Raw genomic sequence first — 23,563 nt, 5'->3', positions numbered from 1 at the left:
CGTTCACCGGCCATTGCTTTATCTGAGGAGTCGCAATCATGCAGGTGAAAATTTCGAATGATTTGTCAGCGACGTTGGAGTTCCCCGAGGACTTCAAGCGATTCAGCGTCAATGTCGAGGGCAATCCCAGTGACCAGCTTCGTGTCCGGGACGCCGTCTCTTTCGTGGGCGATATGACCGACGCTGAAACCATGTGGGTGAAGGAAACGTGGCTGCGTACGGCGCCGGGCCGAAGCGAGGCGCCGGAATGGCAAGACGGTGTGACAAAGATGATTGCGGGCGCAAAGAAGTACGGCTGGGTTGACGAGGCGACCGGCTGCATCAAGGCACACGTCGTCTGGACTGAAACGGCTCAGTAACCGCATCTCTGTACAGGAATCGAGAAATGAACCAGTTGAATCTTGACAGCGCCACACGCATCGTCGACCGGGCGCTCCAGAAGGGGCGTGAGCTCAAGCTTGCGCCGTTGTGTGTCGTAGTTCTGGACGCTGGCGGACATTTGATTGCAGCTAAGCGCGAAGACGGGGCGAGCCTGCTGCGCCCCGAGATTGCCACCGGAAAGGCCTACGGCTGCCTCGCGATGGGTTTTGGTGGACGAGAACTGGCCCGCCGCGCGCAGACTTCCGCGCCGTTCCTGACGGCGCTGTCGGGGCTGACGGGCGGCAAGGTGGTCCCCGTTCCAGGCGGTGTTCTTGTTCGTAGTAGCGATGGCCTTTTGCTGGGCGCAGTCGGCGTCAGCGGCGATGCGTCGCCGAAGGACGAGGAGTGTGCCGTGGTGGGTATCACCGCTGTAGACCTTGTCGCGGACACAGGGGATGCAGCGTGACCGATGTGAGCAAGCTCGCAGCGGACGCGACCCGCGAATTGGCGCCAAGTGGGGCGTTGCGGGCTGCAATCAATTACGGCAACCCTATCCTGGCGCGACGGAACGCGGAGAGCGGTGAACTGAATGGGATTTCCGTCGACCTCGCGTATGGCCTTGCGCGAGAGCTGGGCCTTGAAGCCGAGCTCGTGCCATTCGGGACCGCCAACGAAGCGTTTGAGGCAATCGCTTCTGGTCATTGTGCCGTTGGATTTCTCGCTATCGACCCCGCTCGGGGCATGCGTCTTGACTACTCGGCAGCCTATGCCTTGCTTCATGGTGGATACCTCGTGCCCAGCGATTCCGCATTCATTACGACGCACGACATTGACCGCGCGGGGGTGCGCGTCGCGGCAGGCCGCAACACTGCATACGACTTGTTCCTTTCTCGCACTCTCCAACACGCCGAAATCGTTCATTCGGTTACGTCTGTCGGCGCCGTCCAGTTGCTGCTTGAAGGCAAGGCGGATGTCGCCGCGGGGATTTACAAGCCGCTTGCGGAATTTGCTTCGACGCGTTCCAACCTGAAGATGGCCGATGGCTATTTCATGGTGATACAGCAGGCGATGGCTGTCCCAAAGGGAAGGTTGTTTGCGCTTGCGTACGTGTGCGATTACGTCGAAAGGATGAAGAGGTTGGGATTCGTCGCCGATAGCTTGACGCGCTCAGGGCAGACGGAGGCGCAAGTGGCTCCGCTGGTTCAGGTATGAAAGCTCTCGACTAGTAAAGTCAACAGCAGGTGCCGGTGAGGTCAGTTGTCGACGTCTTATAAACATCGCAATCCTAATCGTTGGTGTTGTAGAAGTTAAAAAAAACCATATTGGAGACTCTTGATGAAAAAGATTTTAGTGCTGGCATGCACCGGCATGGCGATGGCAAACATTGCCTGCGCACAGAGCAGCGTTACGTTGTACGGCATCATCGACAACGGATTCAATTACAACAGCAACATGAACGGAAATCGTTCATACGCGATGCAAGGCGGCGTGTTGAACGCAAGCCGTTGGGGTTTGAAGGGGACGGAAGACCTTGGCGGCGGATATAGCGCTATCTTCACCTTGGAGAACGGTTTCGACGTCAATACTGGGAAGTTTGGCCAGGGCGGGCTGCTGTTCGGACGGCAAGCATTCGTCGGGCTTTCTTCCCGATGGGCAACGGTAACGCTCGGGCGTCAGTACGACGCCAATGCCGACTACGTGGCCCCGTTTGAAGCAGGCACGCAATGGGCCGGGAATGTGGGCGCGCATCCCGGTGACCTCGACAACCTGAACAACACCGTTCGAACCAATAATGCTATCAAGGTTCGAAGTGCTGTTTTCGGCGGGTTTTCCGCTGCTGTCGAATACGGTGTGGGCGGTGTCGCCGGAGACGCGACGCGTAACCAGGCATGGTCAATCGGCGTTGGCTATTCCAACGGCCCGTTGTCGCTCGGTGCGGGCTATTTGAATGTGCGGAATCCGAACGTCGGCTTCTTCGGAAACGCGACGACCGGCACGCCTTCGGCTACCACCGCGAACGTTGCCAGCCCCGTATACAGCGGCTTCATGTCTGCGCACACCTATCAAGTGGCGAGCGCCGGCGGCGCATACACGATTGGTGCTGCCACCGTGGGGTTCACTTATTCGAACATTTCTTTCAAGGACATTGGTGACCTCAGTAGCGGTCCGAACCCGGCAGGCTACAGAGGCAGCGTGCATTTCAACAACGTCGAAGGAAACTTCAAGTATCAGCTGACTCCGGCCTTGATTGTCGGCTTCGCCTACGACTACACGAAGGGCAGTGACGTTTCGACCGCGGCGGGCACCAACACCGGCGCTACCTACCATCAAGGTATGGCGGCCGTCGATTATTTCCTGTCGAAGCGTACGGACGTCTATCTTTTGGGCGTCTTTCAGAAGGCGTCGGGGACAGATTCGCGGAATCGACCCGCGGTCGCTGCAATTAACAATCAAAGCTCACCGTCAAGCAGCGACCGACAGGCTCTGGTCCGGGTCGGCATTCGCCATAAGTTCTGAGAACTGGGTCCGAGGGAGCCGAAGTGACTTGGTTGTTTGGTCTACGGTGCTGAGTCGCTGCGCCATAGGCTAGACAAACGCACGGCACTGGCAGTCTCCCTCGGGAGAACCGCGCGTTCGCTAGAAGTCAATGTCGAGTTCTTGCTCGTCGTCTACGAAAATCGCTTCCTTAACGCGTACGATTTGGCTCGGTGTCGGGGCCACTGTCAGCGCGCCGCGAACAACGCCCAGCAGGGCACGCGTATCGGCAGCGCCGGACTCTTCCACTGCAGCTTTGCGAACGTTCCGATTGTTGACGGTGCGCTTCACGCCCTCAACTGCCTCCATCTGTTTCTGCATGGATTGCGAGACTCGGTCGCGTTTGACAGCTTGTTCTGCTGTTGGATGTTTACGATGCTTGTCCCGTTCCTTGGCAAGGTCTGACACGCCTCGCATTGAGATGTAGTCGCATATGTCAGGGTAGGTGAGGCCGTACCTTTTCTTCGTCAACGGTGTCCCTTGAAGCTCTACCAAATGGCCGTCGTCGTCCCAGAGCGCATGCAAATCGGAGGTGAACAGCTCGAAGCCATTGATGGTCAGGGTACGCCCATTGTTATAGGCTTCGAATTCAATGGCACTCTTACGAAGCTCATCTGAGGTAAAGCTCATGTTCCCGAAGGTGATGATTCCGCCCGGCGCTTCACGTCCATAGAATGGTTTGGCAAGTCGACGTATCACTTCCTCTTCCGTCATATCCCAGGCCGCGTCGCCGTCACGCATTGCCTGGTTAAAAAGAAACATTTGCTTCGGAACGGGAGGAACATTGCCTTCCAGCATGAGGTCGGTCCGTAGCCTTGTCACATCCGCAGTCAAGTTGTGTCTGCTTATGGCAGTGAGAAGCGCTTTCATGAACTCCGCCAGCGTGAGGGTAGCAGTGCCCGGCGCTCGCCTCAGTTTCGTCCGATTTCGTTTCCTGGCAGCGTCCTTATCAGGCCCCTTTCCCTTTACCGGCTCACCGTACGTCGAGCCGGAGATTCTGGCGACTTCCTCCTGGAAGAAATCCATCGCCTGCTCGACATCGCCCTTCGATTGCGGGCTGCCAGGCGCAGCCATCAGCTGCCGCATCCTCATTCCAGTGACCACGGCGTTTCGCACCTTCTCCGAGATTCCAGGTCCTCGGTCCACGAATATCGCACTCGGACATCCATACACCATTCCATCTAGATGTGATACTTGCCACCTCGCCAGTTCGGCCTCTTTGTCTGTACAGGCACTGAAAGCGCAAGCCAGGTACGCGTCGGCATTCTCCTTGCGATAGGTCACATACCACCCAATTATCGCCCTGCTGGAGCGGTCAATTGCTAACAGAACAGTGGGCTTCAAGACTCCATCGATTTCAATCCTCGAATCGCCGTACCGCAAGAAGCAATCTGCGACTGTGCCATCGATATCGACCACGTTGAAGTCGCCATTCGCAATTTGAGCGGAGTAGCCCTTTCCACGAGCGGAGTCTTTGAGTACAGCCAGGCGAGCGCGTTCCTCTTTTAGGATTGGCGCTGCTATACGTACGGCGTTCGCCTCCGGCGGTAGCTTCCTTGGGTCGACGGGAGAGCTCTGAATGCTGCCATCGGCTGCACGGTTGTAGCCTCGTAATCCGCGATAAAAGCGTCGAACGAGCACGGTAGATGTGGCACCGGGTTCGTGAGCATTGGCGCGGACGAATTTCGTCAGGCTCGCTCGAAGTCTTTCCGGAAACATCTTCCGCCGGAATTTGCTTGAGCGGTCGAGCGTCTGCGCGTAGGTCTTCCGTCCAGATTCGATAAGTGTTCCGTCAGTGTGCTTCGCTCCGTGCCGTGAAACTCCGGGCGCCCCCTTTTCCCAATTGTGGTCTGCCAAGGCAAACTCGTGCTCTCCATAGAACAGATGACGCTCATAGTATTTACGGACAGTCTTCGCATCTAGTCCGAAAATCCTGACTGCGTCGGATACCGCATCTGCATACATTTTGGGACGCATGAATGTCTCGTCGCCGTAGACGCGGGTGACTACGTTTGGCAACGCTGGTGTGAGGGAACCGAGGTGAAGTCATTTTCGGACGTTACCATCCAGCTTCTAGCGGGAGAGGCAGATGACAACCGCACATGAGCGCACGAAAGCAGTCATCGAAACACGCAAGTTTTTGCAGATGCTCGCGTCTGCCGACGAGGTAACCATCAGCGGTCTCGTTCAGTCAGTCGCAGTATGCCTACTGAGGCACTATCCGCTGAACCCGAGGTTTCCATCGCCAGATGGAGGGTTCTCGAAATCGATGACGGGACGCGGCACTTCGTCGGAGTGGATGACCGCGATTTCAGTGGCCGCGTGAGTTCCGCGATTGTCACGTTCGACCATAAGACGTTACGAGGTAAGACACTGTCGGGGCGCGTCTATCAACTCGTTGGCAAACCAGGACGGTCGGACAACGCTGAACCCCAGAAATGACCGCAGGCGTTGCGTCGCGGCGAAATCCTTCCGGCACGTCCTCGTTTCCGTCACACTCGCCCGTTACAAATGATGGGCAGGTTTCCTTTGCGACTACAGGTCCGTCACTTCGTTAGCGTTCGGGGACGGCCCAAACTCCGGGTAATGCCGCGGCGGACACCTCAAGGTCGATGTCGAGCGGATACAGGACCAATGTTCCAAAGTGCCATGGGCACCTCCTCCCAGCGCGTTTGATGCCGTTCGAATGGTTGTGGTTGCGGCGCGTCACACCGGATGGTGTCGGAAGTCACTTCACGTATTTGTGAACTGCTCGTATGGAGAGCGTGCTTCGAGGCCCAACGTTGGCATTCGAGCCACTCGCATGCCCCGCTCGGGGTGCGAGTAAGCACGGGCTCTGGCATCAACACAATCAATGGCTCTGGTCAGCCGGACTTCTGTCCCCAGTGCTTGAGATGCCGCGCGACCTGCCGTCCTGGACATGGGAAATCTGTCTCGGCCGAGTCGACTGGCTGGTCAGCGGCTTTCGCGCGCTCCACGAGCGTTTAGCCTGGGAGCCCGGTCTGCTGATAAATGGCGGCCCATCGCGCGATGTCGTCGCGGAGACCTTCAAGCTTCGGCTTCGAATTTTGAGCGGCCCTCGCAGTTTCATCGAGGAGTACGACAGTAAGTCCAAGTTCTTGCAGCGAAAGGACTTCCTGCAGCACGTCGACTATCTCCCATTTAACGAAATTTCCGAACTATTGGACATACGCCAACGGCCTGCACGACTGGGAGTGGAATATGCCTGAATCCCGTGATTCACTCGTGCTCGTGACGCCGTTTCCGGACGGCGAAACTGTGAATTCGTTGCTAAGTCGGCTCGCAGGCTTTCGCAACGACTGTTCCCTGAGAGCGATGAGTCGGCAACTGCTAGCCCGCGGTGCAGGCCTCGATGATATGCCGAGCCGACTGGACAATTTCTACACCCGCATTGGGCATCTCTTTGGCGACCGAAAATTGTTGGAGGAGAGACACACGCTGCTTCAGTACGCGCTCCTCGGCCTGCCGCCGGAAAAGCACCCGATGCAACGCGCTCGACTTTGGTCGCAATGCTCGGGACCGATTCGTCTCGCACGTCTTCCCGTTATGCTTGCGCCGTCAGACGGACAGCTTCTGGTGTGCCCCGAGTGCGCAGAAGAAGCACTCGACCAATTCGGATTCACGTTCGTCCATCGTCGCAACGTTGCCCCCTTTGTGCACACATGCCCACTCCACTTTTGCGAGATGCAGTCTACAGCCGGACAGGCGTTTTTGTTCGACGCACTTTGCCGGTTACACAGCTCGCGGCGTCAGTTTCGAGACGCTGTCGAATTCGCCATCCGGTCAACATCGTGCGTCGAGACCTCGAATTCCGCCTCCCGTTACAGCAAAGCGGCCGTCATCGCCACCCTGCGTCAATCTCAATGGCTAAACGAAAACGACCGCGTACGGGTTACGGAGTTTGTCGGGACGTTCATATCGTTCTTCCGTAACCGTTTCGACGACCGCCGGCTTGAGGCTTTGGTCTCGGGGAACGAATACGTTGCGGCCGCTCTCCGCGCGTTGATGCGCGACGACCGTGCCTTGCATACGGTCTGGTGCATCTTGTTCGCCTGGTTCGCCGAGTATTGTGAATGTCGTCGCGCGCAAAGCGTACGTGCCCCGGAGCCCGGAGGAAAACGCCCCCGGAAGGAACTGTCAAACACGATACCTGAGGCCACATCCAACCCGGGGCTACACAGGCCGAGTGTGAGCCGAGATGTCAACGCGGGCGGGCCGGCATGTCGCAAAGGACGTCTCCTTTCAATACTCCCTATGCCCCACCCACCGACGCCAGATAGGCTCATGAAATTGCGTCGTGATATCCCTGAATGGTCGAACCACCAAAAACCGCAGCTGAAGTTTCGCCATATGCAGTTGAGAAAACGGCGTTCGGAGGCGTTGCTGACCGTACTCTGCCATGCAGCCGATAACCCCACGCCTTGCCGCCGGTGTCCGGGTCGTCGCTTTGCGCCCACTCTGCCACGCGTTTGGCCACGGCCGCGTTCATGCGCGCGGCGTGGTCGTCAAGGTCGCGCTGCAGTTCTTCGCTGCTCTTGAAGATATCAAGCTCGAGCGGCGGGAACTGCACCTCAAGTCGCATCCATTTGTGCGGGACGGTCAACGGCTCGAAATGCTCGTCCTTGATGGGCAAAGACTCGTCAGCTTTAACTGGCACCCCCTCCTTCGTGCTCTCGCCTGCGCTGTCTGCGTCGCCTAGCGCCTCATCAGCTTCGACGTCGGCTTCGTCCTGAGGGACGTCAGCGGTCAGGATATGCCGAGGGACGCCTTTGGCTTTGTAGACCTCATCGACGACACGGGCCCGAATCACCGGCCAGCCTGGGTGCTTCCACTTGGACGTGTAAGACCCCTTGACCTTTTCCCACTCCTCCTCCAGCCGGCGGTCACGCTCGGCTTTAATTTCATCGACCAGCGCTTGTCGCAACATGAAAACCGGCCGGCAGTTCGGTCGCCTTAGGTCTTCCTCGCGGGGCAGCACACGTACATAAACGCTAAACCGAGGGGAGACCGTCATCACTGCCGCTGTCACGGCATTGAGCTGCATCTGTAGTCCGTGCGACGAGACCCAGATGGGAGAGGTCACCTCGTCGTCGCCCGAGACACTGCGCTGGGGCAGCAGGAAGCCGGAGTTGAGCAGTGCTCGCGGACGGGCGCCGAAGATGTATTGTCCGGTTGGTCCTTGACCACTGAGTTGCGCATAAGTCAAGTTGAGTAGACTGTCGACCACCGCCTCCTTTAGCGTGGGGGAGATTTTCGCAGGGTCAGCGCGCAAAACAGACTGGCTCATTCTTTTGACTCCTTCAGGGGGCCAACAATTTCGACGGTAGCGACGTTCTCACGTGCCTTGTCGAACAACTGATGAAGCGTCTTCCGTCTGATGCTGGAATGAGCCATAACGGACTCGGGCTGCAAGAGCATGTACGCGTAGATGTCGGAAACATGGCGTCCGTCTAGCCGGCGAGAGGTGCGGACGGCCATGATGACACGCTGCCAATGATAGGCGGCCTCAAGTGAGGAAAAACCGAGCACCTCCGCAAAGGCTTTGAACACGTCTTCGCGATTTGGCGCTTGCGGCCTCAACTGCTCGAATGGAGTGTCGGGAGAGCGCCCTAGGTCAATCCAGTGGCGCATCGCCTGCAAAGTTGGCAACCTGCGTTCCAGGCTAGCATCAAGTTCCAACATCGACTGGCGAACGGCGCGTACCTTGACCGCCCCGACCATCCCGAGCACCGAGGACTCGTGCTCTTCTATCGCGGTAAAGGCGAGTCAGCGGAGGAGTTTTCGTACCTGTTCGACTATCTGCGTAGCCTCCAATTGCTCAAAGAAGGCATCGATATCGAGATAAAGCTTCTCGATGCATCTCCTGTTGCGCAGCCGATGTTTCAAAAAGCGCAGCAGATGTACATCGATGGCCTTTCGGATGTATCGACTGGCTCGCCATTGGCGGTGAGAATCAAGCAGATTCAATACAAGCGGATGTCCCAAGTATTGACGCGCTTCTCGGACATTGAATTGGGGATGGACTATGCCTGATGATACGCAGTTCTACGCGACAGACAAGGATATATTCGACCTGCTTGCATGCGCAAAGCGTAGCTTAACAGAAGGGGTTCTCCGAGAAATTGCTCGCGAGCGTGGCATCTTTTTTTCGCCGCACGATAACTGGCCCAATGAACAAGAATTGGAGCTGTGAAAAGAAGGAGTTGCACGGCCTGGCTGAGGGACACTTTCATTTCTCGCGAACAACAGCCCGGCCCTCCGCGATATACCCTCACTCCACCGTCACCGACTTGGCCAGATTCCTCGGCTTATCGATATCCGTCCCCCGCGCGAGCGCCGCGTGATAAGCCAGCAACTGCATCGGCACCGTATGCAGGATCGGCGACAACGGCCCGTAGTACTCATTGAGCCGAATCACCTCGATCCCCTCACTCGGCACCAACCCGCAGTCCACATCCGCGAACACGAAAAGCCTGCCGTTCCGCGCGCTGACCTCATGCATGTTCGACCTGAGCTTTTCGAGCAGCACATCATTCGGCGCCACCGCAATCACGGGCATTTCATTACTGACCAGCGCCAGCGGCCCATGCTTCAACTCCCCCGCGGGATAAGCCTCCGCATGAATATAAGAAATCTCCTTCATCTTCAGCGCGCCTTCGAGCGCGATCGGGTAATGCATCCCGCGTCCGAGAAACAGCATGTTGTCGCGTCGCGCGAGCAGTTCCGACCAGCCCATGATCTGCGGCTCCAGCGCGAGCACCTTCGACATCGCATCGGGCAGATGCCGCAGCGCACGCAGATGCGCCTTCTCCTCGTCGTCGCTCAACCGCCCGCGCACCTGCGCCAGTGACAACGTCAGCAAGAACAACGCCACGAGCTGCGTCGTAAAAGCCTTCGTCGACGCCACCCCGATCTCGATCCCCGCACGCGTGACGAACTGCAGCGCGCATTCGCGCATCAGCGCGCTCGTCGCGACGTTGCAGATCGCGAGCGTGTGCAGCATCCCGCGCTGCTTCGCGACATGCACGGCCCCGAGCACGTCAGCCGTCTCGCCGCTCTGCGACACCGCGACGACCAGCGTGCGCGGATTCGGCACGCTGTCGCGATACCGGAACTCGCTCGCGATCTCGACACTCGCCGGCAGCTTCGCGATGCTCTCGATCCAGTACTTCGCGGTCAGCGCTGCGTGATAGCTGCCGCCGCACGCGAGCAGCAACACCGAATCGACGTCGTTGAACACGCGCCACGCGCCGTCGCCGAACAGCTCCGGCATGATCGACCCGACATCGAGCAGCGTATCGGCCACCGCCTGCGGCTGCTCGAAGATCTCCTTCTGCATGTAATAGCGATACGATCCGAGATCGGCCGCGCCGCTATGCGCGGCCACCCGCTGCACCGCACGCTCGACGCGCTGGCCGGCCGCATCGACGATCCAGTAGCGATGCAGCTGGATATCGGCAACGTCACCGTTCTCGAGGTAAGCGATCCGATCGGTGATGCCCGACAACGCGATCGCATCCGACGCCAGGAAATTCTCGCCATCGCCGACACCGACGACGAGCGGCATCCCGTCGCGCGCACCGACGATCCGGTGAGGCTCGTCGCGGCACATCACCGCGATCGCGTAGCTGCCGCGCAGTCGCGCGACCGCGCGGCGCACCGCGTCGAACAGGTCGCCGTCGTACAGGTGATCGATCAGGTGCGCGATTGCCTCGCTGTCGGTCTGGCTCGCGAACACATAACCATGCGCCTGCAGTTCCGCGCGCAGCTGATCGCAGTTCTCGATGATCCCGTTGTGGGACAGTGCGATGCGCGCGTTGTCGTCGCTCGGCGAGAAGTGCGGATGCGCGTTGAGCGTGACGGGCGCGCCATGCGTCGCCCAGCGCGTATGCGCAATGCCGGTGTAGCCCGACAGCGCATGCCCGGCGATCTCGTGCTGGAGGTTAGCGACGCGGTCGACGCTGCGCGCGCGGGCCAGCGCGCGATCGCGATAGACCACGACGCCGCACGAGTCGTAGCCGCGGTATTCGAGCCGCTTCAGCCCGTCGACGAGGTTCGGCAGGATGTCCCGCTGGGCAACCGCCCCGACAATTCCACACATAGCGCGCTCCGTAAATGTCCTGTCTGGACCCGTGACAGCGATGGTAGAGGCGTGTGAATGGAATTAAATTTCAAAATACATCAACGAATGAAACAGACGCGCGATCGACTATCATGTTGAAATTAAATTTCACACCCTGACCAGAAGGAGCCGCCCATGGCCGGCATCACGCTCGACGATCTCGACCTGCGCATTCTCGCGATCCTGCAGGACGACGCATCGGTGTCGAACCTGCAACTCGCCGAGCGCGCGCTGTCGTCGCCGCCGACCTGCATGCGTCGCGTGCGGCGGCTGACTGAAGCGGGCGTGATCCGCCGCCAGGTCGCGGTGCTCGATCCGGTCGCGATCGGCACGGCGGTCACGGCGTTGATCGAGATCAGCCTCGACCGGCAGACGGCCGAAGACTACGACGCGTTCGAAGCCTACGTGTGCGCGGAGCCGGCGGTCACGCAGTGCTACCGCGTGTCGCCGGGGCCGGATTTCGTGGTGGTGGCCGACCTGGCCGACGTCGCCGAATACGACGCGTTCGCGCGGCGGCTGTTCACCGGCGCATCGAACGTGCGCAACGTGCGGACGTTCTTCTCGACGCATCGTGCGAAGTTCGAGGCGAACGCGCGGGTCGCGCATGCGATGCGCAAGCGTGCGTAATCGTGCGTAAGCGCAGCCGTCACGCCGCGGCGGCCGCCGCGAGTTGCAGCGGCTTGCCGTACCCGAAGCAGTGCGCCGGCTCGGGAAACACGCGCTGCCGCACGTCGTGCGCGTACTGGCGGATCGCGTCGCGCATCACCGCGTTCGCATCGGCGTAGCGCTTCACGAAGCGCGGCGTGTACGCGTCGAATGCGCCGATCATGTCCTCGGTCACGAGCACCTGCCCGTCGCACGCGGGCGATGCGCCGATGCCGATGGTCGGGATCGACAGTGTTTCGGTCAGATGGCGCGCGAGCGCTTCCGCGGTGCCCTCGACGACGACGCTGAACGCGCCGGCCCGCTCGGCCGCGCACGCGGCGTCGAACACCTGCGCGGCCGAGCGCGGGTCCATCCCCTGCGCGCGGAAGCCGCCGGTCGCATTGGCCTGCTGCGGCATGAGGCCGACGTGCGCCATCACCGGAATGCCGCGCTCCGTCAGGAAGCGGATCGTGTCGGCCATCTCGCTGCCGCCTTCGAGCTTGACGCCTTGCGCGCCGGTTTCGGCGAGCAGCCGCGCGGCGGAGCGATACGCTTGCGCGGGCGATTCCTGATACGTCGAAAACGGCAGATCGACGACGACGCACGCCTGCGCGGTGCCACGCACGACTGCCGCGCCGTGCGCGCTCATCATGTCGAGCGTGACGCGCAGCGTATCGGGCATGCCGTACAGCACCATGCCGACGGAGTCGCCGACGATGATCACGTCGGCCACTTCGTCGACGAGCTTCGCCATCGGCGTGGAATAGGCGGTGAGCGAGACGAGGCTGCCGATGCCTTTCGTCGCGCGGATCGCGGTGACGGTCTTGCGGGTGGTGCGGGTATGCGCGCTCATGAACGGAAGCCGTGAGAAGGAAGAGTCGTTACGGTAGCATCGCGATCGTGCATGCAATGACCTTCGGAGGACGTCTTATGTCGCTGGCGGGACAATCGGGTGATCCGTACGCGGTGCCGCCGATGGCGCGCCTGCCGAGGCCGCTGTTCGTGCGCGCGTTCGGGATTCCCGGCAACGCAAGCGTCGACGCGCATAGTCACCCGTGGGCCCAGCTGATGTATGCGACGAGCGGCGTGCTGGAGGTATCGACGCCGTCGGGGCGGCATCTGCTGCCGCCGCACTATGCGATGTGGATTCCGCCGCACGTGCCGCACGCGGTGTCGACGCGCGATTGCGTCGCGTTCCACAGCCTGTATCTCGACGATGCGATCGCGCGCGACGATGCCGCCGACGATTGCATGATCCTCTGCATGACGCCGCTGTTGCGCGAGCTGGTGATCGCGACCGGCGAGTTGCCGGTGAACTACGACGAGTCGGGGCCGGACGGTGCGCTCGTGTGCCTGATCGCCGACCGGATCGCGCGGATGCGGCCCGCGCCGCTGACGGTGCCGCTGCCGCACGATTCGCGTCTGCTCAAAATCGCGCGTGCGTTGCATGCGCATCCGGGCGACACGCGCAGTCTGGACGAATGGGGCCGTCAGGTCGGTGCGACGCGGCGCACGCTGTCGCGTCTGTTCCGGCAGGACACGGGGCTGTCGTTCACCGAGTGGCGGCAGGCCGTGCGGCTGCTCGCGGCGCTGCCGCTGCTCGATGCGGGCGAGCCGATCGGCGCGGTGGCCGCGCAACTGGGCTACGACTCGACGTCGTCGTTCATCGCGCTGTTTCAGGCGAAGTTCAACGTGACGCCCGGCGCGTATGCGAAGCGTGAAGCGCGCCGGCCGGCATTGAGCGCATGACGCGGCAACGCGCGCCGCGGATCTTCATTCAGAACGCCAGCGACTGCTGCATCGGATGACGTTCCCCGCGCGCGAACCCGGCGCCTTCGAGCGACAACAACGCGCGCTTGCGTTCGATGCCGCCTGCATAACCGGTCAGGCTGCCCGACGCGCCGATCACGCGATGGCACGGCACCATGATCGACACAGGATTGCGGCCAACCGCGCCGCCGACGGCACGCGCCGCGCTCATCGGCAGCCCGACGCGTTCGGTGATGTCGCCGTATGAAACGAGCTCGCCGAACGGAATCGCGAGCAGTTCCTTCCACACGCTGCGCTGAAACGCGGTGCCGCGCAGATGAATCGGCACCGAGAAGGTCTCGCGCGTGCCGGTGAAATATTCGGCGACTTCTTCGGCGACCTTGCACACAAGCGGCGACGCGCTGCGTACGTCCGCGTCCGGCGCGATCGCCAGCGACGGATAGTATTTCTGGCCGACGAAGAACAGGCCTGTGAGCGCATCGTCCTCGATACGGATGGCGATGTCGCCCAGCGGGCTCGGAATCAGATGAGCGTGCGTCATCGCGAAGCTTCTCCATGAAGGCGCCACACATGCAGTGCGGCATACGCGCGCCACGGCGCCCAGTGCGCCGCCTGCGGCGCGGATGATGCGATGTGCAAACGCTCGGCGGCGGCGCGCGGAGCAAGCCATGCGTCGTCGGCGGGAAACGCGTTCGGCCAGGCCATCGCACGCATCGCGACGTACTGCACCGCGCATTCGTCGAAGCCGGGCAGCGCGCGCAACGCGCGGAGCGTCGCATCGAGCGGCGCCATCGGTTCGAGCGCGAGCGTGCCGTCGGCGACCGTACGTGCCAGCGCCACGATCGCATGCGCCGCATCACGCGTCACGCCGATTGCTTCGAGCACCGCCGGCGGCACACTCGCCAGCGTTACTGCCGAAGGCAATGCATGCGTGAGCCCCGGCGGCGCGTGGTCCGCCTGCGTGCCGAAGCGTTCGGCCACACGCGCCAGCACCTCACCAGCCTGCGTCGCCGCCAGTCGTTCGCCCGCGATCGCACGGATCGCGATCTCGAGCCCGTCGAACGCGCCGGGCACGCGCAAGCCGGGCGAGCCGCTCGCGATTGCGCCAAGATGCGCGTCGATCACGTCGGGGCGGCTGTCGAGATCGAACAGCCGCCGCACGCGCGCGAGCACGGCCGGCACGACGGGCGTCAGCGCGAGCGACACGGTCACCGCGAGCGCAAACCGCTGCGGCACGTGCGTGACGGACAGCCAGCCCGTCAGATGCGCGTCGCCGTTGCCGTTCGGCAGCGCGACGACGCGCGCATAGCCGTGCGCGTCGATCCGCTCGACGCCGCCGATCCGCCGCTGCGCGAGAAATTGCATCAACGCGGGCCACGCGAACGGCGGCCGGTACGGCAGCGGAAAGGTCATGTCGCCACCGGCGGATGGGCCGGCGCCCTTGCGCAGGCGCAGCGGATTGAGGCCGTAGCGTTGGCGGAACAAATCGTTGAAGCGTCGCACGCTGCCGAATCCGGCGGTCGAGGCAACGACCGCCACCGGCAGCGCGGTATCGGTCAGGAGGCGCTTGGCCATCAAGAGCCGATGCGTCTGCGCGAACTCGACCGGCGACACGCCGAACTGCGCGGCGAAGATCCGGCGCAGATGGCGCTCGGTCACGCCGACCCGCCGCGCGAGCGCGTCGACGGAATGCTCGTTCAGGAAACCGTCCTCGATCAGCGTGGCGGCCGCGTCGGCGAGATTGCCGGACAGGTCGAGCAGCCCGTGGCCGGGCGCGAGTTCGGGCCGGCAGCGCATGCACGGCCGAAAGCCGGCTTTCTCGGCGGCCGCGGCGGTCGGGTAATAACTGCAGTTCTGCGCCTTCGGCGGTTTCACCGGGCAAACGGGGCGGCAATACACGCCGGTCGTCGACACGCCGACGAAGAACCAGCCGTCGAAGCGGCGGTTCCGCGCAAGCAGGGCGTCGTAGCAGGTGTCGGGATCGAGGCGCATGCGACGACTGTAAACCATCCGCGCCGCCGATTCTGGCTGGAATCGGACATGTGTATCGACGCGCCATCCCGCGTCGTGGCCCCGTTTCGCACGCGGAAGAATCCCGGAAAAACGGTTAATCCACTTTGCTAAACAGTCATCTCTTTTTGCACGGCCGGTTTTGAGATGACTCATCGAAATCCCCGACTGACACGGCACCGGCCCACGCCCTATTCTTTGAAAAACGTTTTCCATAACTCGACGGACGAGCGGCCGCGCCACGCAAGGGGCGGGCCGCCGCCCGCCCCGGCGCCCGTCGCCGGTCACGGACAGCACAACCCAGCGGCGCGACGGGCGCGACCGCGTATCGGAGACACTCATGCAATCCGCCGTCGTCGGTGCCGTGCGCACCGCGGCCAGCCGCTACCGCTGGACCGTTTGTGCGCTGCTGTTCTTCGCGACCGTCATCAACTACATGGATCGACAGATCCTCGGCCTGCTCGCGCCGATGCTGCAGCACGACATCGGCTGGAGCCAGGTGCAGTACGGCCGCATCGTGATGGCGTTTTCCGCGTTCTATGCGATCGGCCTGCTCGGCTTCGGGCGCATCGTCGACTGGCTCGGCACGCGCATCTCGTATGCGGTCGCGATGCTGGTGTGGAGCATCGCGGCGATGCTGCACGCGGCGGTGGGCTCCGTGACGGGCTTCGCGGCGGTGCGCGCGTTGCTCGGGATCGGCGAGGGCGGCAACTTCCCGGCCGCAATCAAGACGACGGCCGAATGGTTTCCGCGCCGCGAACGCGCGCTCGCCACCGGCATCTTCAACTCGGGCGCGAACATCGGCGCGGTGTTCGCGCCGGCGATCATCCCGGCGATCGCGGTGGCCTACGGGTGGCGCGCGGCGTTCGTGATCATCGGCGCGATCGGCATCGTGTGGCTCGCGGTGTGGCTGGTGATGTATCGCACGGCCGACACGCGCGCACTCGCCGCGGAATACGACGAGCCGCGCGACGAAGCCGAAGCGCTCGACGCGGCGAACGCGGATGCCGGCGCGCCGCGCTGGGGCGAACTGATCCGCAAGCGCGAGACGTGGGCGTTCCTGATCGGCAAGTTCCTGACCGACCCGGTGTGGTGGTTCTACCTGTTCTGGCTGCCGAAGTGGCTCAACGAGTCGCGCGGGATGGACATGCAGCATATCGGCCTGCCGCTCGTGTGCATCTATGCGCTGACGACGGTCGGCAGCATCGGCGGCGGCTGGCTGTCGTCGGCGCTGCTGCGCGCGGGCTGGAGCGTGAACGGCGCGCGCAAGACGGCGATGCTGATCTGCGCGTGCTGCGTGCTGCCGATCGCGTTCGTGTCGCAGGTGCAGAGCCTGTGGATCGCGGTGCTTATCGTCGGTCTCGCGGCCGCCGCGCACCAGGGCTGGTCGGCGAACCTGTTCACGACGGCGTCCGACCTGTTCCCGCGCCGCGCGGTCGCGTCGGTGGTCGGCATCGGCGGGATGGCCGGCTCGATCGGCGGCGTGCTGTTCTCGGAAGTGATCGGCCAGGTGCTGCAACGCACGGGCCACTACTGGGTGCTGTTCGCGATCGGCGCGCTGGCCTACCTGCTCGCACTGGCGATCATGCACATGCTCACGCCGAAGATGAAGCCCGCGAAGCTCGACGCGTGATCGTGTGCCGGCAAACGAACGCGCCGCGCGGAGGCGGCGCGTTTTTGTTTGCGAAGCGACGAATCAACGAATCAACGAATCAACGAATCAACGATACGCCGAAGCAGCGATACAGCGGATATCGAACGCGATGCGCGCTTCAACCCACCGCGGCCGTCGACGCGCGCATGATCAGCCGCGGCTCGAACGTCGAATAGCTTGCCTCGGTACGCCCGGCGAGCGCGTCGATCAGCTTCCGCATCGCGAGCTCGCCCATGTTTTCGCTCTGGATGTCGATGGTGGTCAGCGCGGGCGCCGCGTATGCGCCGTACGGCACGTTGTCGACGCCGGCAACCGACACGTCCTGCGGCAGCCGGAACCCGAGCGACGCCGCTTCCTTCATGAAGCCGAGCGCGATCAGGTCGTTGTAGCAGATCACGGCCTGCGGACGCTGCGGCCCGAGCATCACGCGCGAGCATGCGCGCTCGCCGGCATCGGCGGTCGGCGCGTGCGCGTCGTGCACGTCGAGCGTGAGCCCCGCTTCAGCGAGACAGTCGCGCGCGCCCTGGATCCGTTCGTCGTTCACGCGCGCGGGCCCGAAGCCGAGGTACGCGATGCGCGTATGGCCGAGATTGAGCAGGTGACGCGCGAGCATGTAGGTGGCGAGCCGGTTGTCGATGCCGACGCTCGGAATCGGCAGGCCGGGGCTGCGCCGCAGCAGCACGAGCGGCTTGTGCAGCTCGAGCATCCAGCCGGCCTGCTCGTCGGGCATCCGCGTGCTGACGATCAGCCCGTCGACGCGCTGCGCGAGCGCCTCGATCAGCGAGCGTTCGCGCGCCTGGTTCTCCTCGGTATCGACGAGCAGCAGCGTGTAGTCGTGCTGGAGCGCGACGCGGTTCGCGCCCTTGACGACGTTCGTGAAGTGCGGATTGCTGATGTCGAGGATCACGAGGCCGATGGTGCGCGTGCGCCCGGTGATCATCGAGCGCGCGAGCGGGTTCGAACGGTAGCCGAGCCGCTCGATCGCTTCCTTGAGCCGCGCTTCGACGGTCGGCGAAAAGCGCTGCGTGCCGTTCACGTACTTGGAGACCGTCGCGACCGACACGCCGGCTTCCGCAGCCACGTCGCGGATCGTCGGGGAAACTTTTTTCATCGGAAGGGTAACGTTTTCGTTCGATTGCACCGGATTGTGGCAGAAAAAGCCGGCGTCCGGCCGCCGGACAATATCGGGAAAGTGCGGATGGGTGCGAACAGGTTCAACCATTGACGTTCGGCTTTTGTCCCGCGTATAGTTGGAAAACGTTTTCCGTCTTTTGCCGGCTCCACCGGTTTCGGGCAACGTCCAGGACACCTCGGAACAGATTCAAGGAGATTCGATGAACGCCACATCCACCGGCGCACGCAAGCCGTTCGGGCGTCTGCTGCTGACCGGCGCGGCCGGCAATCTCGGCCGTCAGGTGCGCGGCGCGCTGGCGAACTGGGCCGATGTCGTGCGCGTGAGCGACATCGCCGCGCTGGGCGACGCCGCCCCGCACGAAGAAACCCGGGTCGTCGACCTGGCCGACCGGCCGGCGGTGATGGCACTCGTCGACGGCGTCGACGCGATCGTCCACCTCGGCGGCATTTCGGTCGACGCGCCGTTCGACGATCTCGTCGACGCGAACATCACCGGCACGTACAACCTGTACGAAGCCGCGCGCAAGCACGGCGTGAAGCGCATCGTGTTCGCGAGCTCGAATCATGCGATCGGGTTCCATCCGGTCACGGAAGTGCTCGATGCCGATTCGCCGCAGCGTCCGGACAGCCTGTATGGCGTGACGAAGTGCTTCGGCGAGTCGCTGTCGCGCTACTACTTCGACCGCTTCGGGATCGAGACGGTGTGCCTGCGGATCGGCTCGTCGTTCGAAGTGCCGAAGAATCCGCGCATGCTCGTGACGTTCCTCAGCTATCGCGACTTCATCGAGCTCGTGCGCTGCTCGCTGCTGACGAACCGCGTCGGGCACGCGATCGTCTACGGCGTGTCGGACAACCCCGTGAAGTGGTGGGACAACACGAAGGCCGGCTTCCTCGGCTTCCGGCCGCAGGACAGTTCCGCGCAGTTCGCCGGGCTGTTCCCGGTGACGGCGCCGAGCGCCGAGTACGACGATCCCGCGCAGCGCTTCCAGGGCGGCGGGTTCGTCGTCGGCGAGCCGATGGAGCGCAACGCGAAGTAAGCGCCGCCGTTCAGCGCAGGATGTCCGTCGCCTTGTGCCGCTCGTCCACGCCGTCGATCAGGATCAACGGGCCGCTCGCGTGCCGCGCGCGCAGCGGCTGGATCTGCCGGTACGCGTCCGATTCGTACCAAGCGCTCGCCGTATCGAGATCGGGAAACGCGATCGCGATCAGATCGCCGCGCCACACGCCTTCGCGCACGTCGGGCCGCGCGCCGTGAATGACGAAACGGCCGTCGAACGGCGCGAGCGTGCCGTCGATGCGTTCGAGATATTCGACGATGTCGTCGCACATGTGAACGTCGTGCAGGTGGGCGATGGCGTAGGCGGTCATGGCAGGCTCCGGGGTGTCGAGGCGATGGGTTGATCGTTCAACGGTGAAGCCATGATCGATGCGCACGCGGCGCGCGTCGATTACCTGCGACGTAAGCAAATCCGCGCAGCCGTGCGCGCGGACCGCCGCGCGTGAGCCACATCGCAAGACCCGGCGCACGCGTGCACTCGCCGCGCCTACGCGCGCTTGCGCATCGGCCGAGCGTGCGCCATCGGCGCAGAAGGCGTCGGCACCGACTCGGCTTCCTCCTTGCACAGCTTGTCGAGCATGCGTTGCGCGGCACCCGCGCAATCCTCGCCGGCCGGCTTGTTCGCGATCTCGTCGATCAGCGTCTGCAGGTTGCGCCGGTTCTGCGCGAGCCGCTGCTCGAGCAGCGCGATTTCGTCGACCTTGTGCCGCAACGCCTCCAGCAGTTCGTCGCGCGGCCACGCGCCGAGATCAGGCGGCAGCACCGCGCGGATCTCGTCGAGCGCAAAGCCCGCGCGCTGCGCGCGGTCGATGATCGCGAGCCGCGTCAGCGCTTCCGGCCCGTATTCGCGATAGCCGTTCGCCTGCCGGCGCGCCGGTTCGAGCAGGCCGCTCGCTTCGTAGAACCGGATGCGCGACGCCGCGATGCCGCTGGTGCGCGCCAGCTCGCCGATTTTCATGCTTGTGCTCCAGAGGGGCTTGACCTTGAAGCTGACTTTAAAGTTATGGTTGGGCATCGTCAATCGAGGAAGTCCACCATGAACCTGTTTGCGCCCCTCACGCTGCCCAATGGCGCGGTGATCCCGAACCGGCTCGCCAAGGCCGCGATGGAAGAGAACATGGCCGATGCGGATCACGCGCCGTCCGACGCGTTGCTGCGCCTGTACCAGGCGTGGGCCGACGGCCGGGCCGGCCTGATCCTGACCGGCAACGTGATGGTGGACGGCCGCGCGATGACGGGGCCGAAGGGCGTCGTGCTCGACAGCGACGCGCATCTCGACCGCTTCCGGCGATGGGCGCAGGTCGCGCGCTCCGGCGGCGCGCACGTGTGGATGCAGATCAACCATCCGGGGCGCCAGATGCAGGCGGCGCTCGGCCAGACGACGCTCGCGCCGTCGGCCGTGCCGCTCGCGCTCGGCGCGCTGTCGAAGCAGTTTCCGGTGCCGAAGGAGATGACGGAAGCCGACATCGCCGACGTGCAGCAGCGCTTCGTGCGCGCCGCGCAGCTTGCCGAGCAAAGCGGCTTCACCGGCGTGCAGATCCACGCGGCGCACGGTTACCTGCTGAGCCAGTTCCTGTCGCCGCTGACGAACCGCCGGCAGGATGCGTGGGGCGGCAGCATCGAGCACCGCGCGCGGCTGCTGCTCGACATCGTGCGCGCGGTGCGTGCGACGGTATCGCCGGCGTTCGTCGTGTCGGTCAAGCTGAATTCGGCCGATTTCCAGCGCGGCGGCTTCAGCGCGGACGACGCGAAGCGCGTCGTCGAACTGCTGAATCCGCTGGGCGTCGATCTCGTCGAACTGTCGGGCGGCAGCTACGAAGTGCCGGCGATGCAGGGCGAGGCGCGCGACGGACGCACGCTGGCCCGCGAAGCGTACTTCCTCGAATTCGCACGGGACATCACGGCCGTCGCGGCGATGCCGCTGATGGTGACGGGCGGGATCCGGCGTCGCGCGGTGGCCGAGCAGGTGGTCGCGAGCGGCGTGGCGATGGTCGGCATCGCGACCGCGCTGTCGATCGAGCCGAACCTGCCGCGCGACTGGCAGGCCGGCAAGGACAGCGCGCCGGCGCTGCAGCCGATCCGATGGAAGAACAAGGCGCTGGGCGCGCTGGCGAACATGGCCGTCGTGAAGTTCCAGCTCGCACGGTTGAGCGTCGGGCGGCGCACGCATCCGGGCGTGTCGCCGCTGCGCGCGCTGGTGTCGCAGCAGATTGCCGCGCAGTGCCAGACGCGGCGTTACCGGAAGTGGATGGCGGGGCGCGGGCGTGATGCGCGAGCCTGAAAAGAGGTTGTTGCAGAACGATCGACCCGTCGCGCGGCGGGTCGTTTTTCCGGCCCTCGCGTGTCATGCGCGCCGCCCGTTTCCGCAAACCCGGCAGCCTGATCGGATTGATCGCCATCCTGATGATGGCGCTCGTCCCCACGGTTTCGCAGATGATGGCGTCGCGTCATCGGCTCGTCGATGCGCTGGCCGTCTATTGCCCGGCCGGCATCGAAGCGGAGCCGGTCGCGCACGACGACGGCAAGCCCGCGCATCCCGCCAGCGGCGAGCAGTGCGGCAGGCAGCATCGATCTGAACTTCATGTTTCGTGATCCTGTTGATCGCTGGGTTTGCCTCGTGCTCACGCGGCCACGCGCGCTGCACGGCCGAACAGCAGCCGGTCGATCAGCCAGACCGCGACGATCGTCAGCCCCATCAGCGGGAACGCGATGCCGAGCAGCACGAGCCCCGCGATCCAGCCGCGCATCGGCGGCGCGCCGCGTGTGCGCGACGGCGCACCGAGCTTTCCGGCCGGGCGCCGCTTCCACCACATCACCGTGCCCGTGACGGCCATCGCGGCCAGCCCGAGCGACAGCGCCGCGCAGATGATCTGGTTCGCCAGCCCGAAATAGCGGCCCATGTGCAGCGACGTCCCGTACGACACCGCTCGGGACACCGCGCCGTAGTCGTCGTAGCGGATGTCCTTCAGTACCGCGCCGCTGTACTGGTCGATGTAGATCGTCCCCTCCGCCTTCGGGTCGGCGGGGAAGTACGACGCGGTGAACACGCCCTCTGCACCGGCCGGCAACGCGAGCGTGTAGCCGTTCGTCACGCCGAGGCCGGCGACGATCGCGATCGCGCGTGCGAGCGGCAGCGGCGCCGCTGACGGCGCCGACGGCGAATGGGGAACCGGCACGTTGCCGACCGCCCACGGCGTTTGCGGCAGCGGCAGGTCGTCCATCACCATCCCGGGCATCGCGTCGCCCGATTCGTGATGATGGCCGGCCGGCGCGGCGGCCGGTGCGGGCGCGAGCGTCGTCGCGGCGTCCGGGCGCGCCGAACGCACCGATGCGCCGCCCCATGCGCCTTCGGGCGCGCCAAGGTTCACGGTCGCGGCGAGTGCCTTGAAGTTCTTGCCCCACGAGCCCGACCACGGCAGCCCGGTCAGGATGAACGCGACCGTGCCGGCCGCGAGCCAGATGCCGGCCGTCGCGTGGAGGCTCTTCCACAGCGGCCGGCCGCGCAGCGACAGGTCGGGCCGGAGTGCGCGTCCGATGGGGGACGTGCCGCGCGGCCACCATAGCGCGATGCCGGTGCCGATCATCACGAACGTCCAGCAGGCGGCGAGTTCCATCAGCAGCTCGCCGGTCTTGCCGAGCAGCAGCTTGCGATGCAGCATCCGGTCGACCTGCATGAAACGGCGTTCGACGCTCAGCGTGCCGAGCACGCTGCCGTCGTACGGGTTCACGTACACGCTCTCGCGGCTGCCGTCGCGCAGCCGGAATACGTATTCCGCGCTGCGGTTCGGCGCGGTGGATATCTGGACGGACACCGGTGTTGCATCGGCCGGCACCGCGGTTCGCGCGTTCGCGAGCAGCGTATCGGCGTCGAGCCGCGGCGTGGCGCGTGGCTCGACGACCAGCCGGTGCGGATACAGCAGCGGTTCGATCTGCGGCTGGAAGCAATACAGCGTTCCCGTGATCGCGAGGATCACGAGGAACGGCATGACGAACAAGCCGGCATAGAAGTGCCAGCGCCAAAGCGTCCGGTAACCGGCGCTTGCGGGACGGGTGGGCGAGACTGCCCGATCGACGGTGGTCGACATGGTGACGGTTCCTCGTGTGCGTTGACCGACGACGCCGGCGCGGGCCGGCATGCGTCAACGTGCGGCGCACCCGCGTGCGCGCATCGGCGGCACGGGCGACGCGGCATCATGCGCGAACGGGGCGCAGCGACGCGTCGCCCGGGCGATACGGGCATGCGGATGAACGCTTG

24 protein-coding genes are annotated in these 23,563 nt (G+C 63.8%); 13 read left to right on the top strand and 11 right to left on the bottom strand.

Annotation, left to right across the window (positions count from 1 at the left end):
• Positions 1-38: 38 nt before the first annotated feature.
• The 4 genes from NQV17_RS08015 to NQV17_RS08000 all read left to right on the top strand — a co-directional run bounded on the left by NQV17_RS08015 (position 39) and on the right by NQV17_RS08000 (position 2,877).
• Complete coding sequence (locus NQV17_RS08015) at positions 39-359, top strand: hypothetical protein (RefSeq protein WP_257771178.1); 321 nt, start codon at positions 39-41, stop codon at positions 357-359.
• Between the two features lie 26 nt (positions 360-385).
• A complete protein-coding gene (locus tag NQV17_RS08010) occupies positions 386-826 on the top strand; it encodes a heme-binding protein (protein ID WP_257771176.1) in 441 nt (146 codons plus the stop codon).
• The gene (locus NQV17_RS08005; RefSeq protein ID WP_257771173.1) at positions 823-1,572 is read left to right on the top strand and encodes a transporter substrate-binding domain-containing protein; all 750 of its coding nucleotides are present in this window, start codon (positions 823-825) and stop codon (positions 1,570-1,572) included. Before NQV17_RS08010 ends, NQV17_RS08005 begins: the two co-directional genes overlap by 4 nt.
• A 123-nt stretch (positions 1,573-1,695) precedes the next feature.
• Positions 1,696-2,877 (top strand): porin, encoded by a 1,182-nt coding sequence (locus NQV17_RS08000; RefSeq protein ID WP_257771171.1) that lies wholly within the window; start codon positions 1,696-1,698, stop codon positions 2,875-2,877.
• Positions 2,878-2,997: 120 nt separating this feature from the next.
• Here NQV17_RS08000 and NQV17_RS07995 read toward each other — a convergent pair whose 3' ends face one another.
• A complete protein-coding gene (locus NQV17_RS07995) occupies positions 2,998-4,872 on the bottom strand; it encodes a hypothetical protein (RefSeq protein WP_257771169.1) in 1,875 nt (624 codons plus the stop codon).
• Between the two features lie 112 nt (positions 4,873-4,984).
• Here NQV17_RS07995 and NQV17_RS37920 point away from each other — a divergent pair, with 112 nt between their 5' ends.
• Both NQV17_RS37920 and NQV17_RS07990 read left to right on the top strand, forming a co-directional pair.
• A complete protein-coding gene (locus NQV17_RS37920) occupies positions 4,985-5,221 on the top strand; it encodes a BPSL0761 family protein (protein WP_308235589.1) in 237 nt (78 codons plus the stop codon).
• A gap of 568 nt (positions 5,222-5,789) precedes the next feature.
• The gene (locus NQV17_RS07990; RefSeq protein WP_257771167.1) at positions 5,790-6,125 is read left to right on the top strand and encodes a hypothetical protein; all 336 of its coding nucleotides are present in this window, start codon (positions 5,790-5,792) and stop codon (positions 6,123-6,125) included.
• A gap of 1,073 nt (positions 6,126-7,198) precedes the next feature.
• Here the strand turns inward: NQV17_RS07990 and NQV17_RS07985 are convergent.
• Both NQV17_RS07985 and NQV17_RS07980 read right to left on the bottom strand, forming a co-directional pair.
• The gene (locus NQV17_RS07985; RefSeq protein ID WP_257771165.1) at positions 7,199-8,203 is read right to left on the bottom strand and encodes a hypothetical protein; all 1,005 of its coding nucleotides are present in this window, start codon (positions 8,201-8,203) and stop codon (positions 7,199-7,201) included.
• On the bottom strand, positions 8,200-8,646 hold the full coding sequence (locus tag NQV17_RS07980; protein WP_257771163.1) for a hypothetical protein: 447 nt from the start codon (positions 8,644-8,646) through the stop codon (positions 8,200-8,202). Before NQV17_RS07980 ends, NQV17_RS07985 begins: the two co-directional genes overlap by 4 nt.
• Positions 8,647-8,655: 9 nt before the next feature.
• Between NQV17_RS07980 and NQV17_RS07975 the strand changes: the two genes are divergently transcribed.
• On the top strand, positions 8,656-8,949 hold the full coding sequence (locus NQV17_RS07975; RefSeq protein WP_257771161.1) for a hypothetical protein: 294 nt from the start codon (positions 8,656-8,658) through the stop codon (positions 8,947-8,949).
• 238 nt (positions 8,950-9,187) lie between these two features.
• On the opposite strand, the gene glmS is transcribed toward NQV17_RS07975, so the two are convergent.
• Positions 9,188-11,017 (bottom strand): glutamine--fructose-6-phosphate transaminase (isomerizing), encoded by a 1,830-nt coding sequence (gene glmS / locus NQV17_RS07970; protein ID WP_257771159.1) that lies wholly within the window; start codon positions 11,015-11,017, stop codon positions 9,188-9,190.
• Between the two features lie 156 nt (positions 11,018-11,173).
• Here glmS and NQV17_RS07965 point away from each other — a divergent pair, with 156 nt between their 5' ends.
• Positions 11,174-11,665, top strand: a complete 492-nt coding sequence (locus NQV17_RS07965) for an Lrp/AsnC family transcriptional regulator (protein ID WP_006761025.1) — start codon at positions 11,174-11,176, stop codon at positions 11,663-11,665.
• Positions 11,666-11,684: 19 nt separating this feature from the next.
• Here the strand turns inward: NQV17_RS07965 and panB are convergent, their stop codons facing one another.
• Entirely contained in the window at positions 11,685-12,536 is an 852-nt protein-coding gene (gene panB, locus NQV17_RS07960; protein ID WP_257771155.1) for a 3-methyl-2-oxobutanoate hydroxymethyltransferase, read from the bottom strand.
• 77 nt (positions 12,537-12,613) lie between these two features.
• On the opposite strand from panB, the gene NQV17_RS07955 reads away from it, so the two are divergent.
• Entirely contained in the window at positions 12,614-13,432 is an 819-nt protein-coding gene (locus NQV17_RS07955) for a helix-turn-helix domain-containing protein (RefSeq protein ID WP_257771152.1), read from the top strand.
• 28 nt (positions 13,433-13,460) lie between these two features.
• On the opposite strand, the gene NQV17_RS07950 is transcribed toward NQV17_RS07955, so the two are convergent.
• Together NQV17_RS07950 and NQV17_RS07945 are read right to left on the bottom strand one after the other, a co-directional pair.
• Positions 13,461-13,994 carry a methylated-DNA--[protein]-cysteine S-methyltransferase gene (locus NQV17_RS07950; protein WP_257771150.1) on the bottom strand — a complete coding sequence of 178 codons (534 nt, stop codon included), beginning with the start codon at positions 13,992-13,994 and terminating at the stop codon, positions 13,461-13,463.
• Complete coding sequence (locus tag NQV17_RS07945) at positions 13,991-15,463, bottom strand: DNA-3-methyladenine glycosylase 2 family protein (protein WP_257771245.1); 1,473 nt, start codon at positions 15,461-15,463, stop codon at positions 13,991-13,993. The genes NQV17_RS07950 and NQV17_RS07945 overlap by 4 nt, the downstream gene beginning before the upstream one ends.
• A gap of 340 nt (positions 15,464-15,803) precedes the next feature.
• Between NQV17_RS07945 and NQV17_RS07940 the strand changes: the two genes are divergently transcribed.
• Positions 15,804-17,096 carry an MFS transporter gene (locus NQV17_RS07940; protein ID WP_257771148.1) on the top strand — a complete coding sequence of 431 codons (1,293 nt, stop codon included), beginning with the start codon at positions 15,804-15,806 and terminating at the stop codon, positions 17,094-17,096.
• Positions 17,097-17,235: 139 nt separating this feature from the next.
• Here the strand turns inward: NQV17_RS07940 and NQV17_RS07935 are convergent, their stop codons facing one another.
• Positions 17,236-18,339 carry a LacI family DNA-binding transcriptional regulator gene (locus NQV17_RS07935; protein WP_257771146.1) on the bottom strand — a complete coding sequence of 368 codons (1,104 nt, stop codon included), beginning with the start codon at positions 18,337-18,339 and terminating at the stop codon, positions 17,236-17,238.
• A gap of 112 nt (positions 18,340-18,451) precedes the next feature.
• On the opposite strand from NQV17_RS07935, the gene NQV17_RS07930 reads away from it, so the two are divergent.
• On the top strand, positions 18,452-19,288 hold the full coding sequence (locus NQV17_RS07930; RefSeq protein WP_257771144.1) for an NAD(P)-dependent oxidoreductase: 837 nt from the start codon (positions 18,452-18,454) through the stop codon (positions 19,286-19,288).
• A gap of 10 nt (positions 19,289-19,298) precedes the next feature.
• Here NQV17_RS07930 and NQV17_RS07925 read toward each other — a convergent pair whose 3' ends face one another.
• Together NQV17_RS07925 and NQV17_RS07920 are read right to left on the bottom strand one after the other, a co-directional pair.
• Positions 19,299-19,619, bottom strand: coding sequence for a DUF1330 domain-containing protein (locus tag NQV17_RS07925; RefSeq protein ID WP_257771142.1), 321 nt, complete (start codon positions 19,617-19,619; stop codon positions 19,299-19,301).
• Positions 19,620-19,795: 176 nt separating this feature from the next.
• Positions 19,796-20,266, bottom strand: a complete 471-nt coding sequence (locus NQV17_RS07920; protein WP_257771140.1) for a MerR family transcriptional regulator — start codon at positions 20,264-20,266, stop codon at positions 19,796-19,798.
• Positions 20,267-20,344: 78 nt separating this feature from the next.
• Between NQV17_RS07920 and NQV17_RS07915 the strand changes: the two genes are divergently transcribed.
• Both NQV17_RS07915 and NQV17_RS07910 read left to right on the top strand, forming a co-directional pair.
• Complete coding sequence (locus NQV17_RS07915) at positions 20,345-21,589, top strand: NADH:flavin oxidoreductase/NADH oxidase family protein (RefSeq protein WP_257771138.1); 1,245 nt, start codon at positions 20,345-20,347, stop codon at positions 21,587-21,589.
• A gap of 65 nt (positions 21,590-21,654) precedes the next feature.
• Positions 21,655-21,900: a DUF2946 family protein gene (locus tag NQV17_RS07910; RefSeq protein WP_257771136.1), complete on the top strand. Its 246-nt coding sequence runs from the start codon at positions 21,655-21,657 to the stop codon at positions 21,898-21,900.
• Positions 21,901-21,929: 29 nt separating this feature from the next.
• Here NQV17_RS07910 and NQV17_RS07905 read toward each other — a convergent pair whose 3' ends face one another.
• Positions 21,930-23,393 carry a PepSY domain-containing protein gene (locus NQV17_RS07905; protein WP_257771134.1) on the bottom strand — a complete coding sequence of 488 codons (1,464 nt, stop codon included), beginning with the start codon at positions 23,391-23,393 and terminating at the stop codon, positions 21,930-21,932.
• Positions 23,394-23,563: the final 170 nt, after the last annotated feature.

The organism is Burkholderia sp. SCN-KJ, assembly GCF_024656005.1.
Taxonomy (GTDB): domain Bacteria; phylum Pseudomonadota; class Gammaproteobacteria; order Burkholderiales; family Burkholderiaceae; genus Burkholderia.
This window is presented reverse-complemented; position numbering and strand designations above follow the sequence as displayed.

What these genes read in the sequence shown, in the direction of transcription:
- NQV17_RS08015 (WP_257771178.1), top strand. Translation starts at nt 39, where the DNA reads ATGCAGGTGAAAATTTCGAATGATTTGTCAGCGACGTTGGAGTTCCCC.
- NQV17_RS08010 (WP_257771176.1), top strand. Translation starts at nt 386, where the DNA reads ATGAACCAGTTGAATCTTGACAGCGCCACACGCATCGTCGACCGGGCG.
- NQV17_RS08000 (WP_257771171.1), top strand. Translation starts at nt 1,696, where the DNA reads ATGAAAAAGATTTTAGTGCTGGCATGCACCGGCATGGCGATGGCAAAC.
- NQV17_RS07995 (WP_257771169.1), bottom strand. Translation starts at nt 4,872, where the DNA reads ATGCGTCCCAAAATGTATGCAGATGCGGTATCCGACGCAGTCAGGATT.
- NQV17_RS37920 (WP_308235589.1), top strand. Translation starts at nt 4,985, where the DNA reads ATGACAACCGCACATGAGCGCACGAAAGCAGTCATCGAAACACGCAAG.
- NQV17_RS07990 (WP_257771167.1), top strand. Translation starts at nt 5,790, where the DNA reads ATGCCGCGCGACCTGCCGTCCTGGACATGGGAAATCTGTCTCGGCCGA.
- NQV17_RS07985 (WP_257771165.1), bottom strand. Translation starts at nt 8,203, where the DNA reads ATGAGCCAGTCTGTTTTGCGCGCTGACCCTGCGAAAATCTCCCCCACG.
- glmS (WP_257771159.1), bottom strand. Translation starts at nt 11,017, where the DNA reads ATGTGTGGAATTGTCGGGGCGGTTGCCCAGCGGGACATCCTGCCGAAC.
- NQV17_RS07965 (WP_006761025.1), top strand. Translation starts at nt 11,174, where the DNA reads ATGGCCGGCATCACGCTCGACGATCTCGACCTGCGCATTCTCGCGATC.
- panB (WP_257771155.1), bottom strand. Translation starts at nt 12,536, where the DNA reads ATGAGCGCGCATACCCGCACCACCCGCAAGACCGTCACCGCGATCCGC.
- NQV17_RS07955 (WP_257771152.1), top strand. Translation starts at nt 12,614, where the DNA reads ATGTCGCTGGCGGGACAATCGGGTGATCCGTACGCGGTGCCGCCGATG.
- NQV17_RS07950 (WP_257771150.1), bottom strand. Translation starts at nt 13,994, where the DNA reads ATGACGCACGCTCATCTGATTCCGAGCCCGCTGGGCGACATCGCCATC.
- NQV17_RS07945 (WP_257771245.1), bottom strand. Translation starts at nt 15,463, where the DNA reads ATGGTTTACAGTCGTCGCATGCGCCTCGATCCCGACACCTGCTACGAC.
- NQV17_RS07940 (WP_257771148.1), top strand. Translation starts at nt 15,804, where the DNA reads ATGCAATCCGCCGTCGTCGGTGCCGTGCGCACCGCGGCCAGCCGCTAC.
- NQV17_RS07935 (WP_257771146.1), bottom strand. Translation starts at nt 18,339, where the DNA reads ATGGTTGAACCTGTTCGCACCCATCCGCACTTTCCCGATATTGTCCGG.
- NQV17_RS07930 (WP_257771144.1), top strand. Translation starts at nt 18,452, where the DNA reads ATGAACGCCACATCCACCGGCGCACGCAAGCCGTTCGGGCGTCTGCTG.
- NQV17_RS07925 (WP_257771142.1), bottom strand. Translation starts at nt 19,619, where the DNA reads ATGACCGCCTACGCCATCGCCCACCTGCACGACGTTCACATGTGCGAC.
- NQV17_RS07920 (WP_257771140.1), bottom strand. Translation starts at nt 20,266, where the DNA reads ATGAAAATCGGCGAGCTGGCGCGCACCAGCGGCATCGCGGCGTCGCGC.
- NQV17_RS07915 (WP_257771138.1), top strand. Translation starts at nt 20,345, where the DNA reads ATGAACCTGTTTGCGCCCCTCACGCTGCCCAATGGCGCGGTGATCCCG.
- NQV17_RS07910 (WP_257771136.1), top strand. Translation starts at nt 21,655, where the DNA reads ATGCGCGCCGCCCGTTTCCGCAAACCCGGCAGCCTGATCGGATTGATC.
- NQV17_RS07905 (WP_257771134.1), bottom strand. Translation starts at nt 23,393, where the DNA reads ATGTCGACCACCGTCGATCGGGCAGTCTCGCCCACCCGTCCCGCAAGC.